Raw genomic sequence first — 25,796 nt, 5'->3', positions numbered from 1 at the left:
GGCTTCCGTTTCGCCTTTTTTTTCGCCACACGGCGGCTATTACTCTTGCTGGACACCTTTTTACCAAACTAAATGCTCACTATTGTTGCTGGCACCAATCGCCCCGATTCCCGCGCCCGTCGCGTAGCCGATTTATACGCCCGCTTGCTGGCCGAGCACGGCGCCGAGGCCCAGATTCTGGACCTGCTGGAACTACCCGCCGATTTTACCACTTCAGCCCTTTACAACAATGCCGGCAGCCATGAAGGCTTCAACCGCTTGGCATCTCAAGTCAGTATCGCCGATAAGCTGGTATTCATTGTGCCTGAATACAACTGCTCGTTTCCGGGGGTGCTGAAGGCCTTTATCGACGGCTTGCCCTACCCTGCCGGACTTGGAAACAAGAAGGCAGCGTTGGTAGGGCTGAGTAGCGGTGGCCAGGGTGGCCTGCTGGCCCTCAACCACCTCACCGACATTCTGATGTATCTGAGCACTGCCGTGCTGCCCCAGCGCGTGCGCCTACCCTTCATCGACCGCCACCTAAGCGCCAACGGCGAGTTAACGGAGCCGCTTTACCAGCAGCTCTTACGCGAGCAGGTAGCGCACCTACTAAAATTCTAAACACCACGATGAGCCGGCGCTGGGCTGCATCTCGGCTGCTATGCTGATCAAGGGAATAGCGTGGCATAGCGACTATCACGAATTTCAGGTTTACGGACAGAGACACAAAGGCGACACACCCATTAGCGGCACAATACAGGGGCTTTCAGCCACGTTCCTACTATAGCAAATGATCTAAAGTTGGCCGCTTGCGTAAGGGCTGATTCGCTAACCACTCTCTGCCAATGAAATACTCACTGCTAATGCTGAGCCTAATACTGCTGAATGCTTGCACACTCACACCGCATCGGGGCAAGAGCGGCCAGCTTGCCCCCGAACGCGAAATGATGGATCCAGACCGCTTCCCGGCCGATTCAGCACAGTCTCTGCCACTCAACGATTCGCTGCGCTAGCGGCTTAACAATAGCTATAGATGCAATAGGCCGCCCCGATCAATTCGGGGCGGCCTATTGCATCTATAATGCTACTGATTGACCCGCTAGTCCACGTTGTCGTGCAAAAAGCGGTTGTCGCCCAGCAACTCGTTATCATCGGAGAGGTTGAAACGACTCACGTTCTGCTCTGAAGAAGGCACTACGTTTTCCAGCTTCACTTGCCGACGCAGGTAAGCCGGCGTCTCCAGTTGCTCCTTAAGCGCATCGTTGGTTAGGCCGTTGCTCAAGGCTTGCAGGCGCTGGCGGCGCTCTTCGGCCCGGGCCTCCAACGAAGGCCGGGGCAAGCTGTGCTGTATAGTGGCCACGGGCGTCTGCGGCGGATACTGATACTGCAGCTGCGGCTCTGGGGCAGGCATCGACGGGGCGGCCACCGGCCCGGCGCTATGCTGCGGGGGCGAGGTATCGAGGTTGCGAACAACCACCGGCGGCTCGACTGGCGCAGGGCTGCCGAAGCTAGGCACTACCGATGCAGGCGCTGCTGCCGCCGGCTCAGACGTTTCGGCGGCCTCCGTAGACGCCCCCATAGGCATGGCCCGGGCATCATCACGGGGCACCACAGCTGTAATGTTGTGTGCATCGCGGGCAAAGCCAGTGGCAATTACGGTTACGCGGATGCTCTGGCCCAACGAAGGGTCGATACCGTGGCCGAAAATAACCTCGGCATTCTGGCCGGCTTTCTCCTGGATATATTCCGTAATTTCGGTCAACTCGTCCATCTCCAGTTCGGCCTGGTCGCCCGACATGATGCTGAGCAGGATGCGCTGGGCACCGTGGATGTCGGTATTGTTGAGCAAAGGCGAGGCCAAGGCTTCCTCGGCAGCGCGGGCGGCGCGGTTCTCGCCCTCCGTTACGCTGCTACCCATTACAGCAGCACCCGAGTCCTTCATCACCGTTTTCACGTCTTCGAAGTCCACGTTCACATCCGAGGTCACCGTAATAATCTCGGCAATCGACTTAGCAGCCGTTGTCAATACGGTATCAGCCTTAGCGAAAGCAGCGCTCAAGGGCAGGTTGCCGTACATCTCACGAATTTTATCGTTGAGAATTACCAGTACCGTGTCGCAGTCTTCGCTCAGCTCCTTGATGCCCTGCTCAGCCTGCTGACGCTTTTTGCGGCCCTCAAACATAAACGGGGCCGTCACGATGCCGACCGTCAAAATACCAAGTTCCTTGGCCACTTTGGCAATTACAGGCGCGGCACCCGTACCGGTGCCCCCGCCCATACCGGCCGTAATGAACACCATACGGGTGCCTTGGCTCAGTAGCTCCCGGATTTGTTCGCGGCTCTCGATGGCGGCCTGCTTGCCGCGCTCGGGGTTTGCCCCCGCTCCCAGCCCCTCGGTCAGGTCGATGCCGATTTGCATGCGGTTGGGTACCGGCGACGATGCCAGAGCCTGCTTATCGGTGTTGCAGATAACGAACTCCACGTCCTTGATGCCCTGGGCATACATGTGCTTGACCGCATTGGAGCCACCGCCCCCCACCCCAATCACCTTGATGATGGACGTTGATTGCGGTTGAATGTCGAAAGTATAATTCATGTTTGAGGGTCGCTTATGAATTATGGATTTTGAATTACAGATTTTGAATTAGAAAAACCGAATGGCCGATTAGCGTACCATTTCAGTTTTTGCCATTCAAAACCCATGAATTAAAACTCATAATTAACACTAGTATTGCTTATCATCGAAGTCATTAATCAGCAAGTCTTTAGTGCGATTAATAATTCTCTGAAAAAAGTCGCCGGGCCCCGGTTTTTTAGTGGCCTTCTCGGCAGCTGGTGTAGCCGGAGCGGGCTGCGCTTGTGGCGCCGCAACGGGGCGGGTATCGGGGGTAGACACGTAGTAGTTCTGCTCGGTTTCGGGCTCCTCGTAGCCGCGCTGGGCCAAGCGGTCGTCGAGCGAGCGGTAGCCAGCCAGCACCAAGCCCACCGTGGTGGCATACATAGGCGATTTCACGGCTTCAATTTTGCTCTTGCCCAAGTGCTCGTTGGGGTAGCCGATGCGCGTATCAAGGCCCGTAATGAACTCCGTTAGCTGCACTAAGTTTTGGAGCTGCGAACCGCCACCGGTCATTACAATGCCGGCCGCCAACTTGTCCTGGAAGCCTAGGCGCTGGATTTCGGCGTACACCAGCTCCACGATTTCCTCCATGCGGGCTTCGATGATGTAAGCCAGGTTTTTCAGGCTGATTTCCTTCGGGGCCCGGTCGCGCAAGCCGGGGATGCTCACGATTTCGTACTCTGAGGCTTCCTCAGCAATAGCCTTGCCGAACTTTACTTTCAGCTGCTCGGCTTGGTTCTGCATCACCTGGCAGCCTTGTTTGATGTCGGTGGTGATGATATTGCCACCGAAGGGCAGTACTGCCGCGTGGCGGATGATGCCGTCCTTGAAGATGGCCAAATCAGTCGTTCCTCCGCCAATGTCAACCAAGGCCACGCCCGCTTCCTTCTCCTCGTCGCTCAGCACCGACATGCTCGATGCCAGCGGCTCAAGAATCAGGTTATCAATCTCCAGCCCGGCTTTTGTAACGCATTTGTATACGTTGTTGATGGCCGTGCTCTGCGCCGTAATGATGTGGAAATTGCCCTCCAGCCGCACACCCGACATGCCTACCGGGTCCAGGATGCCCTCCTCGTAATCCACCTTATAATCCTGGGGCATTACGTGGATAATCTGCGAACCGGGCGGCGTCACGAGGCGATACATGTCGCTGGTGAGGCGCTCCACATCGGCCTGGGTTATTTCGGTTTCGGCCGAGGTGCGAGTGATACTGCCATTGTGCTGCAGGCTCTTGATGTGCTGGCCCGCAATGCCCACATTCACCACGCCAATGTTGATGCCTGACTGCTCCTCTGCCTGCCGGATAGCCTTCTTAATAGCGTCCACCGTTTTGTCGATGTTCGATACAATACCCCGCACTACGCCCTCCGATACGGCCTTGCCCAAGCCGAGAATTTCGAGCTTGCCAAATTCATTTTTGCGGCCCACCAAGGCACATATTTTGGTGGTACCGATGTCGAGGCCGACTACAATTTTATCGTGTTGCATGAGAGGGAAGGGCGAGAGGTTGGCAGGTGCAGGCAGTAAAAAGTCGTTTAATCCGCTTTAAGGTAGCGTTTTAGACGGATAATTTTATTCACAGATGATCTGGTCTTTGAATTCGACGTTGACGCGGTGGTACGTGTCCCAGCCAAGTACCGGCGGAATTTGCCGGTAAAATACCATTAGTTTCGCGAATTTTTCCGAAATATTATCCGGAAAACCAAATTCTACTCGTTGGTCACCCACTTGCTGGGTGAAAGAAATTTTTCCGTTAGGCGCCACAAAGATTTCCGCGACTTGGGCCCGCCAGAAAGGTTTTTCGTCGATGTAACGCAGAAACTCCAGGTAACGTGTGCCGCTGCTGTCCTGAAAGAAGGCGGCGGCCAGCGGCACGCCACCGGGCCGCGAGATAGGTACTACCCGGGCCGTGAACAGCGAGGAAAGCGGCAGTCGGCGCCCATCAGTATCAAGGTAGCTGTCTTGGCGCGAGTCGGCGTGCACGAGGCGCGCAATGGGGCGGCTCTGGCGCACATCGGCGTGCAGGTTGCCAGCCAGGTCGCGGTACACTTGGGCCTCCTTCACGAAACTATGGGCCTTCAGGCGGGATTCGAGCGCCTTTAAGTCAATGTCGGTGGGCGCAGCGCCTTCCAGCCGGTCACGTCCCTGGCGGGTCAGCAGACCCGTCACTTCCCGCTGACCAATAAAGAAATTATTAAACTCGTTGCTGACCGACACAATCACGCCGCCCACTTTACGGTTGGCCTGCCGCACGGCCGCAAATGCCCCTAACCCCAGCAGGAGCAGCAGGCATACGGTGGCAATCAGCAGATTATGGGCGTTGCGCTTCATTTGGGGTTTTGGGGCTCGGTTTTGAGGCTCTGGAATGCTGCGCTGGCTTTGCGGCAGTACCGGCCCAACGCGTTACGACCAGCAACTCAGCCATTCTGCCAGCGAAGATTCAAAATATTCCTTAATTGAGGCACTAATTGGTCTATGTCGCCAGCGCCTACGGTGGCTAATACGTCAAAATTGGGATTGGTTTCGGCATTTTGCAAAATTTCTGCCTTGGTTTGCAGAGATTTCACCGGCGCCGTGATTTGGGACAAAATCAATTCCGCCGTAACGCCCGGCAATGGCTGCTCGCGGGCCGGGTAGATGTCGAGTAGCACTACTTCGTCGGCAAGGCTCAGGCTCTCAGCAAATCCGGGGGCAAAATCGCGCGTGCGGCTGTAGAGATGCGGCTGGAAAACCACCCGCAGCCGCCGCCCCGGATACAGGGCCCGCAACGACTGCAGGAAGGCCTCAATTTCGCGCGGATGGTGAGCATAGTCATCCACGTACACCTTGGGCTGCGCGGGCGTGCCGGCCGTTACAATAAACTCGAAGCGGCGCTTCACCCCCCGATAAGCAGCCACGGCGGCGCGCAGCTGCTCATCGGTAAGGCCGTAGAGGCGGGCCACGCAGGCAGCGGCCAACATATTCTCCACATTGTGGAAGCCCGGGACGGCCAGTTCCAGCCCTGGCACTGGCCCGGCCGGCCCGTGCATATCAAACCGGAACAAGTGCCCATCGGCGGTAATGTTGGCGGCGTACAGCTCCGGGCCTTGGCCGGGCGAGAGGCCGTAGCGCAGCACCCGTACCCCAGCCGGCGCGGCGGCGGCCACGCTGGCATCGGCCGTATGGTTGATAAGCAACGTACCGCCCGGCTGAATCTGCCCCACAAATTGCCGGAATGATTCGAGCAGCGTGTCGGCGTCGCCATAAATATCGAGGTGGTCGGCATCGGTACTCGTTACAATAGCCACCGTCGGAAACAGCGTCAGGAAGCTCCGGTCGTACTCATCGGCTTCCACTACAACGGGAATATTTCGAGTTACCAGTTGCCCGTTGTCAGTGGTCAGGTCGTTTTCGTTGCTCGTTTTTTGTTGTTCGTTATTCGCTTCTGGCGCTTGACTATTGGTATCATTATCAACTCCTTCCGGAGAATTTCTAATTTTTGATTTTTCGTTTTTAATTGATTCCGGCACCAGTAGGTTCGAGCCCAAATTCACGCTGATACCACCCAGGAATGCCGCGCAAGGCACGCCGGCGTGGTGAAGCAAGTGGGCCACCATACTGCTGGTGGTGGTTTTACCGTGGGTGCCGGCCACCGCAATGGTGGGCCGGCCTTCGGTGAGCACGCCCAGCACCTGGCTACGCTTGCGAATGTCGTAGCCCTGCTCCCGCAGCCAGGCCCACTCACGATGGTCCTTCGGAATAGCGGGTGTAAGCACTACCAGCGTATCGGCGGGGTTTTCGCGTACGGTCAGCGGAATACTCTCCACCGCGTCATCGTAGTGAATACTGATGCCCTCAGCCGTCAGGGCAGCCGTCAGGGGCGTGCGGGTTTTGTCGTAGCCGCTCACCACGTGCCCGTTGGCTTGGAACCAGCGTGCCAGCGCCGACATGCCGATGCCGCCGATTCCCAGGAAAAAGACGTTGGATTTCATTGGGAAATGGAAAACTGAGTTGAGTAATAGAAGTCGTATATCACCCGCAACCTGCGAAGGGCGGCAGTCGGGTGTGTGCCATTCTTCACCCCGTCGGAATCAGTTTCAGCAGCTCGTCCACAATCGTGGCCGTGGCCTGGGGACGGGCCAACTGCCGGATGTTGGCGCTTAGCTGCTGCTGCTGCACTGGGTTCTGGAGCAGCGCCAAGGCCTCGTCGTAGAGCGTGGCGGCGGCATCGGTGTCGCGCACAAGCAAGGCCGCATCCTGGGTGGTGAGGGCCAGCGCATTTTTGGTCTGATGATCTTCGGCCACGTTGGGCGAGGGCACCAGGATGCTCGGCTTGCCCGTCAGGCACAGCTCCGACACCGACAGCGCCCCGGCCCGGCTCACGACGACGTCGGCAGCGGCGTAGGCCAGGTCCATGCGGCGGATGAACTCCAGGGCCTGCAGGCCGTCGGCTTGGTAGGGCGCAGCCTGCTGCTGGGCCTCAGGGAAGTAAAGCTTACCGGTTTGCCAGAGCAGCTGCATGCCGGCCGCTTGCAGGCGAGGCAGGGCGGCGGCAGTGGTCTGGTTGAGCGTGCGGGCGCCCAAACTGCCCCCGATAACGAGCAGCACCGGCCGGGTGTTATCGAGCCCGAAAAAGGCGCGGGCGGCGGCGCGTTGGCCGGCGGCAATTTCGGCGCGCACCGGGTTGCCGGTTAGCGTCAGCCGGTCGTTGGGAAAGAACTTATCCATGCCCTCGTAGGCCACGCAGATGCGCTGCACCCGCTTGGCCAGCAGCTTGTTTACGAGGCCGGCATAGGAATTCTGCTCCTGAATAAGGGCCGGAATACCCCGCGAAGTGGCCGCCAGCAGTACCGGAGCCGAGGCGTAGCCGCCCACGCCTACTACCGCATCGGGGCGGAAATCTTCGATGATTTTGCCCGCCTTACGCACCGCCCGCATCACTTTGATGGGAAAAAGCAGGTTTTTGGGCGTCAGGCTGCGTTGCAGGCCGGCAATATCGAGGCCGATGATTTCGTAGCCGGCCTCGGGTACCCGCGTCATCTCCATGCGCCCATTGGCTCCCACAAACAGTATGTTGGCATCGGGAAACCGGCGGCGGACTTCGTTGGCAATGGCTACGGCCGGAAAAATGTGCCCCCCGGTTCCGCCGCCGCTGATGATGAGTTTCATGGTTTCGAGCTTCGTATTTTATGCTTGGTGCTTGGGTTATTGGACGCCGCCAAAAGACTAGAACGGCCCCATTACCAGGCACGAACAGCTAAGCACTGTCGTCAACCGCTAATAGCTCACCGACACCTTGGGAATGCGGGCGGTATCGGCGGGCTGGTCGCTCATGGGGCGGATTTCCCGCTCGCCCCGGCTTACGGCCAGGATAATACCGATGCTGATTCCGGTGAAGATAAGCGAAGTGCCGCCCATGCTCAGCAACGGCAGCGGCAGGCCAGTAATCGGGCCCAGGCCCACGGCTACGCCCATATTCACCATGGCCTGCAAAACCAAGCTAAACGTAAGCCCCGCCGATAGCAGCCCCCCGAACGCGCCATAACTGTTCATCACCGTTTTCAGCCCTCGATAGAGAAAGGCTAAGTAAAGAAACAGCACCACTACCCCCCCCAACAGGCCATATTCTTCGATGATAATGGCGTAGATGAAGTCGGAATAGGGGTGGGGCATGATGTTGCGCTCGGTGCTTTTGCCGGGCCCTTTGCCAAACAGTCCGCCGGTGGCCTCGGCAATGTAGGCGTGTTCGAGCTGAAACGGCACCGGCTTGCTCTTGTCGGTGAAGCTCTCGATGCGCGACTGCACCGTTTTCCAGCGCTGCCCGGCAGCCAGACCCACGCCACCCACTACCACGCCGATGGCCACCATCACGGCCATCTGCTTGAGTGGCACCCGCCCAACAAACATCAGCAACAGGCAGGTAGCAAACAGCAGCAGCGCCGTAGAGGCATTGGAAAGTATAATGAGGCCGCAGATGACGCCCACCCAAATCATCACCGGCAGCAGCGTCGTTTTAAAGTCGCCCACGTTTTGCTGGCGGCGGCTGAGCATGGACGCCAAATGCGTAATGAGGGCCAGCTTGGCCAGGTCGGAGGGCTGGAAAGTTTGGTTGATGACCGGAATAGTGAGCCAGCGCGAGGCCTCGTTGAGCGTCGAGCCCATCACGAAGGTGAAGATGAGTAGTGGCACCGACGCCAGCAGCGCATACAACGAGAGGCGCGAGTAGTGCCGGTAGTCGATGCGGTGCGCCAGCCACATAAACAGCAGGCCCACCACAATCAGGCTGGTGTGCTTGAACAGGAAGTACTCGGTGTTGCCGCCCCGGCTTTTGTACGCCAGCGTGCCCGTTGCCGAGTACACGACGGCAATGGAAATCAGCGAAAACAGCAGCACGATGCCCCACAGAATAGGGTCGCCCTTCAGGTTTTTACGAAGCCAGTTGTTTACCACTGTTTTTACGGTTAAATGTTCTTTCGGCGGTTGCCGCAGAGGTCCGCAGAAGAGGCGCAGAGGCTCGCAGAACGTTCTGCGGACCTCTGCGGAAACCTCTGCGTGCATCTGCGGCAACCGCTATTCGCTTAGGTCAGCCACCGCCGCCGCGAATTGCCGGCCACGGTCCTCGTAGTTCTGGAACAGGTCGAAGGAGGCGCAGGCGGGCGAGAGCAGCACCACGTCGCCGGGGGCGGCGAGGGCGGCGGCCCGCTGCACAGCGGCAACCATGCTTTGAGTTTCTTCGAGGTGCGGCACTACGCTGCCGAAGCTGGCGCGGAGCTTATCGTTGTCGAGCCCCAGGCAAATTAGCGCTTTTACCCGGTTTTCGGCCAGCGGCTGCAGGCTGCTGTAGTCGTTGCCCTTGTCGGTGCCGCCCGCAATCCACACAATCGGGGCCCTGATGCCGTCGAGGGCGTACCAGGCGGCCTCCACGTTGGTGGCCTTGCTGTCGTTGATGAAGCGCACGCCGTTGTACTCGCCCACCCGCTGCAGCCGGTGGTCGGCGTTGTGGAACGAGGCCAGGGCGGCCTCAATCTGCGCGGCCTCCAGGCCAGCCAGCCGGGCGCACAGAATGGCGGCCAGCGTGTTCTGGCGGTTGTGCTGGCCGATAAGGGGCGAAGTGGCGGTGCTGATTTCCTCGGCTTTGCTGTAGAAGCCGGGCAGCAGATCTATGCGCGCAACTTCCTCCTGCAGGTAGTAGCCCGCCAGGTGGAAATCGGGGCGGTGGTGCAGGCTGAAGGGCAGCTGGCGCACCGGCCGCAGCGCACCGGGGAAGTAGCGCTGGATGGTTTCGTCGTCGGCGTTGTAGAGGAAGAAGTTGCTGCTGTCCTGGCGCTGGGTAATGCGCAGCTTGGACTGGGCGTACTTCTCCAGCGAGTAGTCGTAACGGTCGAGGTGGTCGGGGGTGATGTTGAGCAGCACGGCCACCCAGGGCTGGAAGTCATAGGTGTCGTCGAGCTGAAAAGAGCTCAACTCCAATACATAGTAGTCGTGGGCATCGGCAATCACCTGTTCGGCCAGCGAGTAGCCCACGTTGCCGGCCAGCCCCACGTTCAGGCCGCTTTCCTTCAGCAGGTGGTAGGTGAGCAGCGTGGTGGTGGTTTTGCCGTTGGTGCCCGTAATGGCAATGCACCGGGCGCGGGTATAACGCCCGGCCAGCTCGATTTCGGAAATAATAGGCGTGCCCTGCTTGCGCAACGCCTGAATGACGGCGGCTTTTTCCGGGATGCCGGGGCTTTTCACCACCTCGTCGGCCGTCAGGATTTCTTCCAGCGTGTGCCCGCCTTCCTCGAACCGGATATTGGCGTTGCGCAGCTTCTGCTGGTACTTGGGCTGAATCGGGCTTTGGTCGGATACGAACACGGTGTGGCCTTTGGCCTGGGCCAGCAGCGCCGCCCCTACCCCACTCTCGCCGGCTCCTAGAATTACGTAATGCATTATTTAGTAATGAGTAGTTGGTATTGAGTAATGAGAAAACCGGTTAGTTAAGAATTGGCAAAGAAGCTGTGTAGAAAGTCAAAAAGTCTGTCATCCTGAGCGCAGCAAAGGACCTTACCATGGCGGCATAATGGCGGCTCAGTCGCGATAAGGTGCTTCGCTGCGCTCAGGATGACACACTCGTAAAAAAGACGACTTGCTAAACAGCTTCAAAGTCTCATTACTCAATACCAACTACTCACTACTCTTTCTAGCGCAGTTTCAACGTCACCAAAGTCAATACGGCCAGCATGATGCTCACAATCCAGAAGCGCGACACGATTTTGGACTCATGATAGCCTAGTTTCTGGTAGTGGTGGTGCAGCGGCGACATCCGCAGCAGCCGCCGGCCTTCGCCGTACTTGCGCCGGGTGTATTTGAAGTAGCTCACCTGCGCCATCACCGAGAGACTTTCAATCAGAAACACCCCACACAGCACCGGAATAAGCAGCTCCTTGCGCACGATAAGGGCCAGCACGGCAATGATTCCGCCGATGGCCAGCGAGCCGGTATCGCCCATGAATACCTGGGCCGGATAGCTGTTGTACCACAGAAAGCCCACGCAGGCTCCTACGAAAGCGGCACAGAAGATAACCAACTCGCCCGAGTTAGGGATGAACATGATGTCGAGGTAATCGGCCAGCAGCGCGTTGCCGCTCACGAAGGCAAAAACGGCCAGCGTAGTGCCGATAATGGCTGAAGTACCCGCCGCCAGCCCGTCGAGGCCATCGGTGAGGTTGGCTCCGTTGCTGACGGCCGTGATGATGAGGATGACGATGGGAATGTAGAAGAAGGCGTAGTACTCGTTGAAAAAGTCGCCGGCCGTGGCGAACAGGTCGCCGTAGTTGAGCTCGTTGTTCTTAATGAACGGCACGGTGGTAATCATCAGCTTCACGTCCTGATACACCCCGCTGGCATCTACGGCCGAAAACGTGCCGTTGGGCAGCACGTACTGGCGCACGGTTACGTCGTTGCTGAAGAACAGCACCCAGCCCACCGTGAGGCCCAGGCCCACCTGGCCCAGAATCTTGAACCGGCCGGCCAGCCCGTCCTTGTTTTTCTTTACTACCTTGATGTAATCGTCGACAAAGCCAATCAAGCCCAGCCAAACCGTGCTCAGCAGCATCAGAATAATGTAGATGTTGTCGAGCTTGGCAAACAGCAGCACCGGTACCAGAATGGCCAGCAGAATAATCAGGCCGCCCATGGTGGGGGTACCCTTCTTCTCAGCCTGCCCCTGCAAGCCCAGGTCGCGGATAGTTTCGCCGATCTGCTGGCGCTGCAACAGCCGGATCAGCGGGGCCCCAAAATACTGCGCAATTATCAGCGACGACACAATGGCCAGCGCCGCCCGAAACGAGCTGTACTGCATCACGCCGGTGCCCGGAATGTGGTGTACTTTATAGAGGTAATTAAACAGGTAGTACAGCATGGGCGCGGTGTTCGGCAGGCAGGTTGAAGCGCAAAGGTAAATTTTAGCGGGGAGGGATTAGCGGTTAAGGGTGAGTTTTTGGGGATGCATTAATGAAAACGCCTGTCATCCTGAGCGCAGCGAAGGACCTTATCACATCGTAACGACCAGTTGTAACGTGATAAGGTCCTTCGCTGCGCTCAGGATGACAGCCTTTCACTGCCCAAAGCCCTACTTCCCCAGCAGCTCGAACATCTCCTTCAGCACCTGCTTGTCATCGAAGTCGTTTTTGACGCCTTTGATTTCCTGGTAAGTTTCGTGGCCTTTGCCGGCTACCAGCACAATGTCGCCGGGCTGGGCCAGGGCTACGGCGGTTTTGATGGCTTCGCGCCGGTCGGCAATGGTGAGGACGTTGCCCAGCGCGGTTACCGGCACGCCGGCCTGCATCTGGGCCAGAATGTCGTTGGGGTCTTCGAAGCGGGGGTTGTCGGAGGTCAGCACGGCGCGGTCGGAGAGTACGGCCGCCAGGCGGGCCATTTCGGGGCGCTTGGCCCCGTCGCGGTTGCCGCCGCAGCCCACCACCGTAATAATCTGCTGGCTGGGCTGGCGGATGTCGGCCAGGGTCTGGAGCACGTTTTCCAGCGCGTCGGGCGTGTGGGCGTAATCTACGATGCCCGTAATATGCACTTTCTCCGATACCACCGGCTCGAAGCGGCCGGGCGCCGAGGTGAGGCCCGACAGCACCGTGAGCACTTCCGTAGCGTCTTCGCCCAGCAGCACCGCCGTGCCGTAAATGGCCAGCAGGTTGTAGGCGTTGAACACGCCAATCAGCCGAAACTGTACCTCGCGACCCGCTAGTTCGAGGTGCAGGCCATGTACGGCGTTTTCCAGCAGCCGCGCCCGAAACTCGCCGTGGCCGCGCAACGAGTACGTTTCGCGGCGGCCGGCTACGTTCTGGAGCATCACGGCCCCGCGCTTGTCGTCGGCATTGCTCAACGCAAAGGCCGACTTCGGCAGGTTGTCGAAGAACTTCTTCTTGGCCTTTAAGTAGTTATCGAAAGTGCCGTGGTAGTCGAGGTGGTCGTGGCTGAGGTTGGTGAACACGCCCCCCGCGAAGTGCAGGCCCGTAACGCGGTGCTGCACCACGGCGTGCGAGCTGACTTCCATAAACACGTGGGTGCAACCGGCCCGCAGCATTTCGGCCAGCAGCGCATTGAGGCGAATGGCGTCGGGCGTCGTATGGGTACTGGGTATCACCTGCTCATCAATCTGGTTCTGCACCGTGCTCAGCAGCCCGCAATGGTAGCCCAGCTCCCGAAAAAGCTTGTGCAGCATGGTGGCGCAGGTAGTTTTGCCGTTGGTGCCCGTAATACCCACCAGCTGCAGCTGCCTGGATGGATGCCCGTAGAACCCGGCTGCCATCAGGGCCATTGCCGCCGCCGAATCGGCCACTTGCACGTAGCTGGTGGCCGGGTTCAGCTCGGCCGGCAACTCCTCGCACACCACCACAGCCGCATCCTGCTCCACCGCTTTGGCAATGAACTGGTGGCCGTCGGCAGCCGTGCCGCGCAATGCGAAAAATACGGCTCCCGGCCCTGCCTGGCGCGAATCCAGCGTGAGGGAACGAATAGAAACTTCCGTCGGACCGTGCTGGTCGAGCACGGCTACAGCGGTCAGGAGTTGGGCAAGCGTGGTCGTCTGATTCAAAATTCGTCTGGTAAATCGTTCATCGGGCCCTAGCCCAAACGTCCCCGGGTTGAAACCCTGGGCTGTGGAGCGCGCTAACCGGAGGTCGCTAACTAGCCCAGGGCTTCAGCCCCGGGGCATTCACGGAAATAGTTACGGCGTAGCGGCCACTTGTACCGCCAACGGCCGCGACTGCATACCAATCGGCTCCAACGTCAGCAGCACCGTGGTACCGCGCTGGGCGGGGGTACCGGCGGCTACCGACTGACTGGTTACCCGGCCCGAGCCGCTGGTGCGCACCCGCAGGCCGCGGTTTTCGAGCAGAAACAGCGCATCGCGCAACGTCAGGCCTTCCACGTTGGGTACGCGGCCGGGGCGCAGCGGCATGGGCCGTAACTGCACATCAGCGGCCTGCGAGTCGGCGCGGGAGGTGCGCACCCAATCGTCGGTGGCGCCGCCGCCCTCGTGGCGCACGCCCAGCTGGCCGAACATCATCGTCAACTCGTCCTGCAGGCCAGCCCTTACCAGGGGCACCGGCGAGCGGCGCACCGGGGCGCGGGCCAGCAACGGCCGTTCCGAGGCCGCGTCGCGGGCCATGGCTTTGTCAGCCAGCTCGCGGAATACCGGCGCGGCCACGTCGCCGCCATAAATGCGGCCGTTTTTGGGCGAGTCAACCACCACAATGCAGCTGTACTTGGGCTTGTCGGCCGGGAAATAGCCGCAGAAACTAGTGGAGTAAGTGCGGGTGTAGGCGCCGTTCTTGAACTTCCAGGCCGTGCCGGTTTTGCCCGCAATCAGGTAGTCGCTGGTGCGGATGCCGCGGGCCGTGCCGTGCTCCACCACGCCCTCCATCATCGTGCGCACTTTCTGCAAGGTCTCCTCGGAGCAGATTTTAGAGATGAGCACCACCGGCTCGAACCGCTCAATTATCTTGTCGGCCTGCTTGATTTCGCTCACAATCATGGGCTGCATCTTCACCCCATTGTTAGCCACGGCGTTGTAAAAGGCCAGCGTCTGGAGCGGGGCCAGCTTCAGCTCGTAGCCGATACTCATCGTGCTCAGGGAAGTGCGGCTCCAGCTCCGGTCCGTGGGGTCCTTGATGTAGGGCCGCGCCTCGCCGGCCATCTGGAAGCCCAGCGGCTTATCGAGCCCGAAACGCTTGAGGTAGTTGGTGTACTCGTCGGGGTTCTTGCTGAACGTGCGCTCGGTGAGCAGTGCCACCCCAATATTCGACGATTTCTCGAACACCTGTTGGATGGAAATCCGGCCGTAAGGGTGCGAATCGGTTTTTACGGCCCCACCGATGCGCATGGCGCCCGAGCGGCCGGTGTTTATGGTATCGGTAAGCTGCAGATCGGGGTTTTCCTCGAAGGCAGCCATCATCGACGCTAGCTTGAAGGTCGAGCCCGGCTCGGTACGGCCCTGGTCGGCAATGGCGTAGTTGTAGTTTTCGCGGTACACGCCGTCGGCCACCTTGCCCAGGTTGGCCACGGCCTTGATGTGGCCGGTGGCTACCTCCATCAGAATCACGGTGCCGTATTGGGCGTTATTCTGCACCAGCGACTTGTACAGGGCATTTTCGGCCATGTCCTGGAGGTTGATATCGAGCGTGGTTTTCACGTCGTAGCCCGGCTGGGCCTTCACCTCGGTGCCATCGTAGATGGGCTTGTTGCCGCCGGGCAGCCGCTCAAACAGGGCCTCGCCGTCGCGGCCGGCCAGGTGGCGGTTGAAGGTAAACTCCAGGCCCGCCCCGTTCTTGTCCTCGTTCAGAAAGCCAATTGTGCGCTGGGCCAGCCCCCCAAAGGGCCGGAACCGCTTGTCAATCTTCTCAAAAATGACCCCGCCCCGGTTCTTGCCCTCCCGGAAAATCGGCCACGAAGCCAGCTCCTTCTTCTCCTGAAAGTTGATTTGCCGCGAGTTGAGCCGGATATAGCGCACCCCCCGCTTGGGGTCGTGGGCGTTCTTGAGCTTGCGAAAATACTCCTGCTTGCTCCGGTCGCCAAAGAAGCCGGCCAGCAGCCCGGCCAGCGAATCGACCTTCTGATTAAACAGGGCCTCATTCACCACGCTCGGGTCCCAGGCCACCCGGTAGAAGGGCAGCGAGGTCGCCATAATACTCTCATTGTCAGAGTAAATGTTGCCCCGGGTAGCGAAAACGGGTTGGTAGATGACCCGCCGCTCCTGCTCCAGGGCGCTCCATTTGGCGCCTTCAGTGAACTGGATGTGGCTGATGCGCCACACAATAGCCGCCGAAAACAGGCAAACCCCCAAAAAGGCCAGCCGCACGCGGGTAACGATACTCTTCTTAACGTTTCCTTTCATCGACGGCGGGTTGTAGCTCGGTTGGATGAAGCGGCGGCCGGGGCCGGCTCGCCGTTGAGGTCGGTGCCGATGGGAACAGGCGGAGCGCCCACTTCCACCGAATCGCCGCCCAGGGCCGGGCCCACGGCCCGGCGCAACGAGTCGGCGCGGGCGCGGGCCGTCATGGCCGTTACCGAGTCGGCCGTGAGCACGGGCATCATGTCCAGCTTGGCCTCGTCGAGACCACCGGCGGGCACGGCAATGTGGAAGGGGGGCGAGGAGCTTTCCACCAGCCCGTAGGCGGCCACCCGGCGGGCCACCTCACTCTGTTTGCTGGCCTCCATATAGTCAGATTTAAGCGTGGTGTAATCGGCCCGCAGGTCCTCAGTTTCCAGCTTAATCTTCTGAATGCTCCGGTTCATGCGCGTGGCGTAGTGCGTATTGCCGATGTAAAGCAGCACCAGGAACATGATAAACAGCAGGTGCGGCAGCAACCGTACCGGCAGCCCTTCCCGAAACAGCCCGTCCATGCGCGTGGCGCGGTCCAGCAGCGTAAACACGCTCCAGGAGCTTCGCTTGGCAGCTACCGACCGGGCCGCCCGCACGGGCCGGGGCGCAGGCTCGGGGGCAGCTTCCGGCTCCGGGCCAGCCGCCACCGACGGGCGCTCCGGCTCCGGGGCGCGGGCCACGTTGGCACGGGGCGGGGTGCTGGCAGGGCGAACGGTATTGGCGGACATCTGTTTACTTTTTAATTGCGATGCGCAGCTTCGCCGAACGCGCGCGGCTGTTGAGGGCAATTTCTTCGGGCGTAGCCTCCAGGGGCTTGCGGGTAACGACCTCGAAGGGCAAATCGGTGCGGCCAAACAAGTCCTTATCGGCTTCACCAAAGAATTTCCCCTTGGCCAGGAAGTTCTTTACCAGCCGGTCTTCGAGCGAGTGGTAGCTCATCACCACCAGCCGGCCACCGGGGCGCAACACCCGGGCGGTTTGCTCCAGCATCTCGCGCAGGGCGGCCATTTCGTCGTTGGCCTCGATGCGCAGGGCCTGGAAAACCTGGGCCAGGTACTTGTTTTCCTTGCCCCGCGGCGTGCAGGGCGCAATGGCTTTCTTGAGGGCCGCAATGGTGGTAATGGACTGTCCGCGGCGCGCCGAGGCCACCGTGGCGGCCAGCGTACGGGCGTTGGTTACCTCGCCGTACATGCCGAAAATGCGGTGTAGCTCGGCCTCGGAGTATTCGTTGATGAGGTCGGCAGCCGAGGCGTCGGGGCCGTCGGGGTCCATGCGCATATCCAGCGGCCCGTCGAAGCGGGTGCTGAAGCCGCGCTCCGGCGTATCAAACTGGTGCGACGAGACGCCTAAATCGGCCAGCAGACCATCGACGGGCAGAGCTCCGCGCTGGCCAAGCTCCTGAAACAGGTGGCGGAAGTTGGCGCGGATGAACGTAAACTCGGGCCGGGCCAGCTGGGCGGCCTCGGCCTCGGCATCGGCATCCTGGTCGAAGCTGTAGAGGTGGCCGGGGCTTTGCAGCCGCTCCAGCATGCGGGCCGAGTGGCCGCCGCCGCCAAACGTAACATCTACGTAGCGGCCCGCGGGCTGCAGGTCGAGGGCATCGAGGCACTCGCGCAGCATCACCGGGCGGTGGTAGGCAGTATCGTTGTTGTAATCGGGCACGGCGGGGCGGGGCTAAAACTCGGGGGCCGGGCAGGCTGTCGGGCTTCCCCTGCGTCAGGCTCCGGAAAACGGCACGCTAACGCCTGCCGGTATTGCTTATTGAATTCGTTGGAAGTCAAAAGTACACATCTGGCGGGCAAAGCCAACCCGACTTTCCTGTTTTCTGCCGCCCAGCCACCCGGAGCATTCCCGCCGAGGAGTCTGGAGAAAAAAGGCGGCTCAGCCCCGATGCGCTGCCTGTTTATGCGGGCGCTTCGGCCCGCAGCCCTGAAGCCTGAACAACCCGGCCTCCATCCCGAACGAGCTCCCGGCGCTGCATGCTGTATCTTTGCTGGTGCTTATGAAACGTCCGCTTCTCCATCGGCTCTTCAGTGTCTGGCTGGCCCTGCTGGTGCTCACCTCCTCGGTGGGCCTGGCGGTGCAGCAGCACCTGTGCCTGCAAAGCGGACAGCGCAGCACCGACGTTATCTTCCGGCCCGCCCGGCATGGCTGCCCGCCAGTGCAGACGGCCGATAGTCCCCACCAGGCCGAAGTGGTTCCTCTGGTTAAGTCGTGCTGTGAGTTCGGTGCTCATTTTCATAAGCTCGATGCCGCTTCGGCGCAGTTGAACTGGGCGAAGACGTCGGTACCGGCCCTGCTGCCGGCCTGGCCCACGGCCCCGTTCCCGGCCTTTAAAGCTGCTGCCCTGCACCGGGCCGCAGCGCACTGGTACGCGGCCGACTCGTCGCCGCCGCCGCTGGGCGGGCGGGCGTTGCTCGTGCGGGTGGGCATACTGGTCGTTTAGCGTTTTTCCGGAGGCTGCCGTTTGGGCAGCCCGCTTTGCCGGGCCCGGTTGGGTCGGCGCTTATTTCGGAAAACGCTAAATACCTGCTTTTTATGAATTCCTCTATCCGGCATAGCCGGGCGTTGGCAGTGGCCGGCCTCGTGCTGGCAGCCAGTGCCGCCCGGGCCCAGACGCCCGACCCTTCCGTGGCTCCCGTGCGCGGGCAGGTGCTCGATGCCACCACCAGCACCCCCGTGCCCGGCGCCGTCGTCCGCTGGCTGAGCAACCCCGCCGGGGCCACCACTACCGACGAGCAGGGCGCCTTCTCGCTGGTGCGCCCCGCCGGCACCGACAACCGGCTCATCATCAATTTTCTGGGTTACCTGGCCGACACCGTGCGGGCCGATAGCCGCTACCTTCGCGTGCCGCTCCGCCGCTCCGCCGAACTTGGCGAAGTGCAGGTGCAGGCCCGGGCCCTGGCCTACTCGGGCCTCACGCCCACCAACACCCAGGTTATCACCAGCCGCGACCTCACCAAATCGGCCTGCTGCAACCTGGCCGAGAGTTTCGAAACCAACGCCTCGGTAGAAGTATCGACCTCCGACGCCGTGTCGGGGGCCAAGCAGATTCAGCTGTTGGGGCTCGATGGGGCTTACACGCTGCTGACGCTGGAAAATCTGCCGGCCCTGCGCGGGCTGGCCACGCCTTACCGCCTGGGCTACCTGGCCGGCCCCTGGATTGAGGGCATCGACATTATTAAGGGCATGGGCTCGGTAGTGAACGGCTACGAGAGCATTGCCGGCCAGGTGAACATCCACCTGAAAGACCCCGCCAAAACCGACCGCCTGCACTTCAACGCCTACGTCAACGACATGGGCAAATTCGACCTCAACCTGAACCTGGCCACCCGGCTCACGCCCAAGCTGAGCACGGCCCTGTTGCTGCACACCGACCACCTGGGCGGCCGCATCGACCGCAACGACGACGGCTTTTTGGACCTGCCCCGGGCCACCCAGTTCAACGCGTTCAATAAGTGGAAGTACAACTCGGGCAATGGCTTCGTGACCGAAGTCGGGCTGGGCGCGCTGCGTGAAACCCGCCAGGGCGGGCAAGTGGGCTTCCGCGAAGAGGCGCCCGGCCCCTATTACGGCATCACGCAGGAAACCAACCGCTACACCGGCTACGCCAAAGCCAGCTACGCCTGGGCCGGCCGGCCCTACCAGAGCCTGGGGCTGCTGTTGAGCGGTACCGACCACGACTTCACCTCCCGCTACGGCCGCCGCGACTACGACGGCCGCCAGCGCACGGGGCTGGCCACGCTGCTGTTTCAGAGCATCATCGGGACCACGGCCCACACCTACCGCACCGGCCTGAGCTTTCTGCACGACGACTACCGCGAAACCTACAACCCCAGCACTACCAGCGCGGCACTGCTGGCCCGCAACCGCCGCGAGCAGGTGCCGGGCGCGTTCGGCGAGTACACCTACCAGAACGCCAGCAACCTGACGGTAGTCGGGGGCCTGCGCCTCGACCGGCACAACCTCTACGGCTGGCTGCTTACGCCCCGCCTGAACGTGAAGTACGACCCGGCCAAGAACACGGTGTTGCGCTTTGCGGCCGGCAAGGGCCTGCGGGTAGCCAATCCGCTGGCCGAAAACTCGGGTATGTTTGTCAGCTCGCGCGACTTTGTTATCAGCCCCGATCTGCAACCCGAAAAGGCCTGGAGCCTGGGCGGCTCGGCCACCCAGTACTTCAACGCCTTCGGCCGCCAGGGCACGCTCGTGGCCGATTACTACCACACCGAATTTCAGAACCAGGTGGTGGTCGATTCCTATACCGCCCCCGACCAGTTACTGATTGGTAATCTGGAGCCGGGCGGGCGCAGCTACTCGCGCAGTTTCCTGGCCGAAGTGCAGGTGCAGCCCCTGAAGGGCCTGGAAGCCAAGGCCGCCTACAAATACCTCGATGTACAGACCACCTACAGCGGCGAGTTACTGCCGCGGGTGCTGGTGCCCCGCCACCGCCTGTTTCTCAACCTGGCTTACGCCACGGCCTTCGATAAGTGGCGCGCCGACCTGACAGTGCAGGGCTACGGCCGGCGGCCCTTGGCTCCCGAGCCTGGCACAGCCGACTTGGGCCGGTCGCTTAGCCCCCGCTACGCTCTGCTCAACACCCAGATCACGCGGGCTTTCAAGCGCTGGGAGGTGTACGCCGGCGTCGAGAACCTAACCAATTACCGCCAGCGCAACCCCATTCAGGGAGCCGAGGCACCGTTTGGCCCGGCTTTCGATGCGGCCATGGCATGGGGCCCGGTATACGGGCGCATGAGTTACCTGGGCATGCGCTTCACGCTGCCGTAGTATATCGGCCTTTTTTCACCTGTAAACGCACTTTTTTTCCCTCACTTTCTGTTTTCTACCTATGAAATTCTTCCCTTCTTTCCTGCTCTCCTGCCTGCTGTTGATTTCGAGCGGCGCTTTTGCTCAGACCAAGAACAAGGCCAAAGGCCCCACTACCGAAACGCTGCAAATCAAGACCTCGGCTGTGTGTGACATGTGTAAGGCCCGCCTCGAAAAGGCCATGGCCTACGAAAAAGGCGTGCAGCAGGCCACGCTCGACGTGCCCAGCCAGATGCTGACCGTTACTTACCGTCCCGATAAAACCAACCCCAGTGCGCTCAGCGCAGCCATCCAGAAAACCGGCTACGACGCCAACGGTCAGTTGGCCGACGACAAGGCCTACGAGCGGCTGCCGGAGTGCTGCAAAAAAACCAACGACGTTCACTAAACTTTCCGGGCAGATTCGGCCAGCAGTTGGCTAGAATCCAACGCGAAAACTTCGGCGGCCAGCAGTAACCTACTCAAGGGTTTACTGCTGGCCGCCGGGGTTTTTGCGCTGTCCGAAATCCAGGTTGCCAAAACTACAGATGGTATAGCAATCAGAATAAATAGTATACCAACCGCCTTGAATACCAGACGAACTTGCCATATTTTTCCTTACTATTGAAATAATCTGGTTTCATCCGGCTATATTCACCTACCTCCTTAGGTTCCGTATTTCTTCCATGAAAATAACCTGCCTGCTCCTCGACGACGACCAACTGGTGCTGGAGCTGCTCCGGGCTTATGCAAGCATGACGAATGTGCTGGAAGTCAAAGCGGCCTTCACCGACCCGCTCGAAGCCCACCGTTACCTGCTGGAGCACCCGGTGCAAGTGCTTTTTTCCGACGTTACCATGCCTCACCTCAGCGGCATCGACCTAGTGAAGTCACTGCACCAACCCCCGCTGGTCGTACTCATGACGGCGCATCCGCAGTACGCCATGGAGGGGTTCAACCTCGATGTAATCGATTTCCTGCTCAAGCCTATTTCGCCCGACCGCTTTCTGAAGGCCGTGAACAAAGTTGCCAGCCTGTTGCGCGGGCAGGCCGGCCTAGCGGAGCAGCCATCGGACCCGGCCACTGGCTGGGGCTCGTTTTTTATTCGCACCGATGCCCAGTTTGTGCGCCTGCACTACCGCGAGGTGCTCTACATTGAGGCACTAAAGGACTTCACCAAAATCAATACCGCCGACGGCCGCTCGCACCTGACGCTGGTCAACCTCAAAAACCTGGAGCAACAACTGCCTACCGGCCTGTTTGTGCGCACCCACCGCTCCTACCTCGTTAATGCTGCCCGCATCGACTCGATGAGTTCGATAGAAGTGAAAGTGGCCGGCCACGCCCTGCCGCTGGGCCAGACCTACCGCGAACGGGTAACCGAGCAGATTGTAAATACCACCCTCATTAGAAGGAATTAAGCGGCAGGAATTGCTGGTCAACCCTTCGCCTGCCAAAGCCGCCACCAAGGCAAGTAGGGTTGGTCGTGGTGCTCGTAGTGGTAGCCGAAAAAGTAGCAGCTCACGAAGGCCCATACGTGGTGGCGGAACTGGCTGCGCGACTTGTGCAGGTTGTCGGCCGCGTGTTCGCCGCGGTGCGGCAGGTAGGTCCCGAAATAAAACAGCTGAAACGTACCCAACACCGCCGGCAGCATCCAGAAAGCAATAACGTTGGCCTGCGGGAAAAATAGCTTGAGCACATTGTAGGTAACGGCCATCAGCAACACCTGCCACACCGTTACGTAGTTCCAGGCAAAGCGCACGAACCAGGGCAGAAAGCCCGGATGGCGGCCGTTATGGAAATCGGGGTCGTCTTCGGTAGCCACGTGGCGGTGGTGAGCATGGTGCTTGGCCAGCATGCCCGGAAACCAGTTGAAGGCAAACAAACCCGCCGCCAACGTGCCAATGTACTTGTTGAGGCGCTTATTCGGGCTCACCACGCCATGCATGGCATCGTGGGCCGTAATGAAAAGGCCGGTGTAGAGATGGGTTTGCAGCAGCGCCAGCAGGTAAGGCCAGGGGGTGCGCCAATCGGGCTGGTAAAAAGCCAATAGAAACGTCAGTAAACCAGTCCAGCAGGCGACAATCAGCCCCGCCGCCAACACGCCCCGCCCCTGCAACGGCGCCGGCCGCACCCGTGCGCGCGGCCCGGATGCCGGGCTGGCAGAAACAACTTCGGCAACAGAGTACGTCAGTTCACTCATGGGGGTAGTCGCTCGTTTACAGCGCCAGCAGCGCGTCGCGCACCTGCTCCATCTGCCACATTGGAGTGCTGGTGGCCCCGCAGATACCCACACTCTGGCCCGGCGCAAACCAGTTATGGTCGAGGTCATCAACCTTGGAGATGAAGTGGGTGGCCGGGTTGGTATCCTTGCAGACCTGATAAAGCACCTTACCGTTGGAGCTTTTAGTACCCGAAACGAATACCACCTGATCGAACTGATTCGCAAAACGACGCAGGTCTTTATCGCGGTTGCTCACCTGCCGGCAGATGGTGTCGTTGGCGTTTACCTCATAGCCGCGCTCAACCAACTCATTTTTGATGCGGTAGAAGGAATCGGTGCTTTTAGTGGTCTGGCTGTAGAGGGTGAGGCGGGGCGGCAACTCGTGGCTCAGCAGCTCTTCTAGGCTCTCGAACACCACGGCCTGGCCGCTGGTCTGGCCCAGCAGGCCGCGCACTTCCGCGTGGCCGTGCTTGCCATAAATGAAAATGCGGTCCTGCTTGTCGTAGCTGGTTTTGATGCGGTTCTGGAGCTTAAGTACTACCGGGCACGAGGCATCAACCAGCGTCAGCTCGTTTTCCATGGCCATCTGATACGTGCTGGGCGGCTCGCCGTGGGCCCTAATCAGCACGGCCTCGCGGCGCAGATTAGCCAGTTGGTCGTAGTCGATGATGCGCAGGCCCCGGCGCTCCAGCCGTTCCACTTCCTCATCGTTGTGCACAATATCGCCCAGGCAATACAGGTATCCCTGCTCGTCGAGCAGGTCTTCGGCCATCTGAATGGCATAGATGACGCCAAAGCAAAAGCCGGAATTGGGGTCGATTCGTACGCTTAGGTGGTGCGGCATAGCTAAGCAGTAACCCGAAAGGAGTCCGGAAGGTTACGGCTAGCGGAAGATAGGGCGAATTCACTAAAAAACCCTATCCCCATCCCATGTGGGCCCTTGGCTAAAACGTGCCGAAAGCCTGCTGCTGCTCCATATCGCGAATAACGCGCTCTTCGGCCGGCGAGGCGCGCAACACTTCGCGGTTACGCCAGAATTCCGGTTCGTAGGGGCCTCTACGGGCCTGCTTGAGGTCGTTGTAGTTGACACCCGTACTCTTATAGCCTTTCGTGTTGCTCCCCTTGGTGTAGCGGTAGAAGAATAGATTGCCGCTCAACGTGGTCGTATCGGGGCGGCCCTGGTAACGTAGCACAATGCGCTGCTCGGCCCGCACCGCCCGCAGCTGGCTGAGTGAATCCTGGTAGGGCACAAAATCGGCTGTCAGGCGCATGTTCTGCGAGTCGAGGCTGGTGCCTTCGCCAAACTGCAGCGACATAAGGTCGGCAATAGGCACCAGGCTCTCCATGCGGCGCAGGGCGGCCGTCTGCATATCGAGGTAGAGGGTACCGCTCAGCGCCGACTGGCCCAGCTCGGGCCGGGGCAGGAAGTCGATAACGGCTACTTCGCCCGACTCATCACGCATTATTTCGCGCAGTTGAAATACGAACTGCTTGCTGGCGCGCGGCCCCAGCGGCACGGCTACCTTGCGCGGGCTGGGCTTAGGATCATACACCGGAATCAAGCGCATGGCCGCCGAGAAATTCATCATGTCCACGCCCGTTTCCTCGCTTACCTGCCCGTAGCGGGCCTGCGTCAGCTGCCAGCCGCTAACACCTTCCGCTGTAAAGCGAACATCATAGAAGGCATCCATAAATTCGGTGTAACGGCCATTATGGCGCTGTTTCTGGCGGTAGAAAGCCTGCCCATACATGGCTTCGCGCTGGTGCCGGGCCAGCTTGGCGCTGGCGCGCTGCACCAACTCGGTGGCTACTTGCCCGGGGTTGCGCACCCGTACTTCGGGCAGGGCTACGAGGCTACTTTTAAGGCGGACTTCCAGCGACTTGGCCGCCGTTGCTACATTGAGTATCGTTGGCTCAAAGCCCAGACTGTTGATGGTTATCTGCTGAGGCAGGCGCGGTACCCGAAGCAGAAACTCGCCGGCTTCGTTGGTGGCGGTGCCCACTTCCGAACCTACCACCCCTACGCCGGCATAGGGCACCGGCTTGTCTTTCTCGTCGAGTACGCGGCCTTTGAGCAGGACTTGCTGGGCCTGAGCAACACTCCCGCCCAGCAGACAAATCAGCAAGAACAACAGAACAGATTTCATGGGCGGCGAAATAGACAATAGAATAAAGGAAGAATTAGACAAGCAAAAAGGCTCCGCAGGCCTCCTGAAGGCACTACAGAGCCGGATAACAAAACCGCCGGATGGCGGCACTGGCGCTATAGTCGCGCCAGCTTCTGAGCATCGGCCTCCGATACGTGCCCGCGCCCGACCAAGAAGTCGCGCACCAGCCCGAACGACTCGGCATCGAGGCCTGAGTTGGGATGGTTGAGCAGCGTTTTAATCAGAAACTGCCGGTCTTCATCCACGTGCTGGCTTAGGCCCAGAAAAGCGGGTAGGTTGCTTTCCACGCTCAGGCGCAGAAACCGAACTTCAGCGTTGGCGGGGTCGTGCTGCACGGCTTGCTCGAACTGCTTGCTGGCCTGCTGCACGTAGGTGAGCTTGCTGAGCATGGAGGCATCGCGGGCGCGGATGGCCTCGGCGGCAGCTTTATAGGCCAGCACCACGGCGTCCTGCCGGGTGTAGGCACTCATCAGCTTATGAAATTTCTCGCCGGCTTCCTTGCTAGCGGCAGCCTGCTGGTACTGCTGGCGAAGCTTGGGCAGGGCGTAGGGGTTGGCTTCGGTTGACACGAGCGTGAAAAAAGTCAGGAAGAAAGTAAGGAACAGGTACTTAAGCACGGCAGAAAGAAAGGCGGGGCAGAAATCGAAGCCG

At 60.1% G+C, this 25,796-nt stretch carries 21 protein-coding genes; 5 read left to right on the top strand and 16 right to left on the bottom strand.

The window, feature by feature from the left end:
* The first annotated feature begins 72 nt into the window (after nt 1-72).
* Nucleotides 73-600, top strand: a complete 528-nt coding sequence (locus tag BLW21_RS12240; RefSeq protein ID WP_092740395.1) for an NADPH-dependent FMN reductase — start codon at nt 73-75, stop codon at nt 598-600.
* Between the two features lie 478 nt (nt 601-1,078).
* Here the strand turns inward: BLW21_RS12240 and ftsZ are convergent, their stop codons facing one another.
* From ftsZ to rsmH, 12 genes are all read right to left on the bottom strand, one after another.
* Nucleotides 1,079-2,575, bottom strand: coding sequence for a cell division protein FtsZ (ftsZ, locus tag BLW21_RS12235; RefSeq protein WP_092740393.1), 1,497 nt, complete (start codon nt 2,573-2,575; stop codon nt 1,079-1,081).
* 129 nt (nt 2,576-2,704) lie between these two features.
* Complete coding sequence (gene ftsA, locus BLW21_RS12230) at nt 2,705-4,084, bottom strand: cell division protein FtsA (protein ID WP_092740391.1); 1,380 nt, start codon at nt 4,082-4,084, stop codon at nt 2,705-2,707.
* Between the two features lie 84 nt (nt 4,085-4,168).
* Complete coding sequence (locus BLW21_RS12225) at nt 4,169-4,927, bottom strand: cell division protein FtsQ/DivIB (RefSeq protein WP_092740389.1); 759 nt, start codon at nt 4,925-4,927, stop codon at nt 4,169-4,171.
* A gap of 86 nt (nt 4,928-5,013) precedes the next feature.
* Nucleotides 5,014-6,567, bottom strand: coding sequence for a UDP-N-acetylmuramate--L-alanine ligase (locus BLW21_RS12220; RefSeq protein ID WP_092740387.1), 1,554 nt, complete (start codon nt 6,565-6,567; stop codon nt 5,014-5,016).
* Between the two features lie 85 nt (nt 6,568-6,652).
* Nucleotides 6,653-7,744, bottom strand: a complete 1,092-nt coding sequence (murG, locus tag BLW21_RS12215) for an undecaprenyldiphospho-muramoylpentapeptide beta-N-acetylglucosaminyltransferase (protein ID WP_092740385.1) — start codon at nt 7,742-7,744, stop codon at nt 6,653-6,655.
* A 108-nt stretch (nt 7,745-7,852) separates the two neighbouring features.
* Entirely contained in the window at nt 7,853-9,025 is a 1,173-nt protein-coding gene (locus BLW21_RS12210) for an FtsW/RodA/SpoVE family cell cycle protein (RefSeq protein WP_092740383.1), read from the bottom strand.
* A 120-nt stretch (nt 9,026-9,145) separates the two neighbouring features.
* Complete coding sequence (gene murD, locus BLW21_RS12205; protein WP_092740381.1) at nt 9,146-10,504, bottom strand: UDP-N-acetylmuramoyl-L-alanine--D-glutamate ligase; 1,359 nt, start codon at nt 10,502-10,504, stop codon at nt 9,146-9,148.
* A gap of 250 nt (nt 10,505-10,754) precedes the next feature.
* Entirely contained in the window at nt 10,755-11,975 is a 1,221-nt protein-coding gene (gene mraY, locus BLW21_RS12200) for a phospho-N-acetylmuramoyl-pentapeptide-transferase (protein ID WP_092740379.1), read from the bottom strand.
* Nucleotides 11,976-12,185: 210 nt separating this feature from the next.
* On the bottom strand, nt 12,186-13,661 hold the full coding sequence (locus BLW21_RS12195; RefSeq protein ID WP_217633863.1) for a UDP-N-acetylmuramoyl-L-alanyl-D-glutamate--2,6-diaminopimelate ligase: 1,476 nt from the start codon (nt 13,659-13,661) through the stop codon (nt 12,186-12,188).
* A gap of 132 nt (nt 13,662-13,793) precedes the next feature.
* Nucleotides 13,794-15,962, bottom strand: a complete 2,169-nt coding sequence (locus tag BLW21_RS12190) for a penicillin-binding protein (RefSeq protein ID WP_092740375.1) — start codon at nt 15,960-15,962, stop codon at nt 13,794-13,796.
* Nucleotides 15,959-16,678, bottom strand: a complete 720-nt coding sequence (locus tag BLW21_RS21535) for an FtsL-like putative cell division protein (RefSeq protein ID WP_175470951.1) — start codon at nt 16,676-16,678, stop codon at nt 15,959-15,961. The genes BLW21_RS12190 and BLW21_RS21535 overlap by 4 nt, the downstream gene beginning before the upstream one ends.
* A 4-nt stretch (nt 16,679-16,682) precedes the next feature.
* Complete coding sequence (rsmH, locus tag BLW21_RS12180) at nt 16,683-17,612, bottom strand: 16S rRNA (cytosine(1402)-N(4))-methyltransferase RsmH (RefSeq protein ID WP_092740373.1); 930 nt, start codon at nt 17,610-17,612, stop codon at nt 16,683-16,685.
* Nucleotides 17,613-17,952: 340 nt separating this feature from the next.
* Between rsmH and BLW21_RS12175 the strand changes: the two genes are divergently transcribed.
* The 4 genes from BLW21_RS12175 to BLW21_RS12160 all read left to right on the top strand — a co-directional run bounded on the left by BLW21_RS12175 (nt 17,953) and on the right by BLW21_RS12160 (nt 22,174).
* Nucleotides 17,953-18,396: an HYC_CC_PP family protein gene (locus BLW21_RS12175; protein WP_092740371.1), complete on the top strand. Its 444-nt coding sequence runs from the start codon at nt 17,953-17,955 to the stop codon at nt 18,394-18,396.
* Nucleotides 18,397-18,488: 92 nt separating this feature from the next.
* Nucleotides 18,489-20,735, top strand: coding sequence for a TonB-dependent receptor (locus BLW21_RS12170; protein ID WP_092740595.1), 2,247 nt, complete (start codon nt 18,489-18,491; stop codon nt 20,733-20,735).
* 61 nt (nt 20,736-20,796) lie between these two features.
* Nucleotides 20,797-21,162: a heavy-metal-associated domain-containing protein gene (locus BLW21_RS12165; RefSeq protein WP_092740369.1), complete on the top strand. Its 366-nt coding sequence runs from the start codon at nt 20,797-20,799 to the stop codon at nt 21,160-21,162.
* Between the two features lie 277 nt (nt 21,163-21,439).
* Entirely contained in the window at nt 21,440-22,174 is a 735-nt protein-coding gene (locus BLW21_RS12160) for a LytR/AlgR family response regulator transcription factor (RefSeq protein ID WP_092740367.1), read from the top strand.
* Between the two features lie 17 nt (nt 22,175-22,191).
* Here BLW21_RS12160 and BLW21_RS12155 read toward each other — a convergent pair whose 3' ends face one another.
* From BLW21_RS12155 to BLW21_RS12140, 4 genes are all read right to left on the bottom strand, one after another.
* Nucleotides 22,192-22,956, bottom strand: a complete 765-nt coding sequence (locus BLW21_RS12155; RefSeq protein WP_394331650.1) for a fatty acid desaturase — start codon at nt 22,954-22,956, stop codon at nt 22,192-22,194.
* A 16-nt stretch (nt 22,957-22,972) separates the two neighbouring features.
* Nucleotides 22,973-23,821 (bottom strand): 4-hydroxy-3-methylbut-2-enyl diphosphate reductase, encoded by an 849-nt coding sequence (locus BLW21_RS12150; protein ID WP_092740363.1) that lies wholly within the window; start codon nt 23,819-23,821, stop codon nt 22,973-22,975.
* 100 nt (nt 23,822-23,921) lie between these two features.
* Nucleotides 23,922-25,124, bottom strand: coding sequence for a carboxypeptidase-like regulatory domain-containing protein (locus BLW21_RS12145; RefSeq protein WP_092740361.1), 1,203 nt, complete (start codon nt 25,122-25,124; stop codon nt 23,922-23,924).
* 116 nt (nt 25,125-25,240) lie between these two features.
* Nucleotides 25,241-25,762: a hypothetical protein gene (locus BLW21_RS12140; RefSeq protein ID WP_092740359.1), complete on the bottom strand. Its 522-nt coding sequence runs from the start codon at nt 25,760-25,762 to the stop codon at nt 25,241-25,243.
* Nucleotides 25,763-25,796: the final 34 nt, after the last annotated feature.

The sequence above is a fragment of the Hymenobacter psychrophilus genome, assembly GCF_900107135.1.
Taxonomy (GTDB): Bacteria; Bacteroidota; Bacteroidia; order Cytophagales; family Hymenobacteraceae; genus Hymenobacter; species Hymenobacter psychrophilus.
Note: the sequence above shows the minus strand (reverse complement) of the source record. Positions and strands in the feature narration are given on the sequence as shown.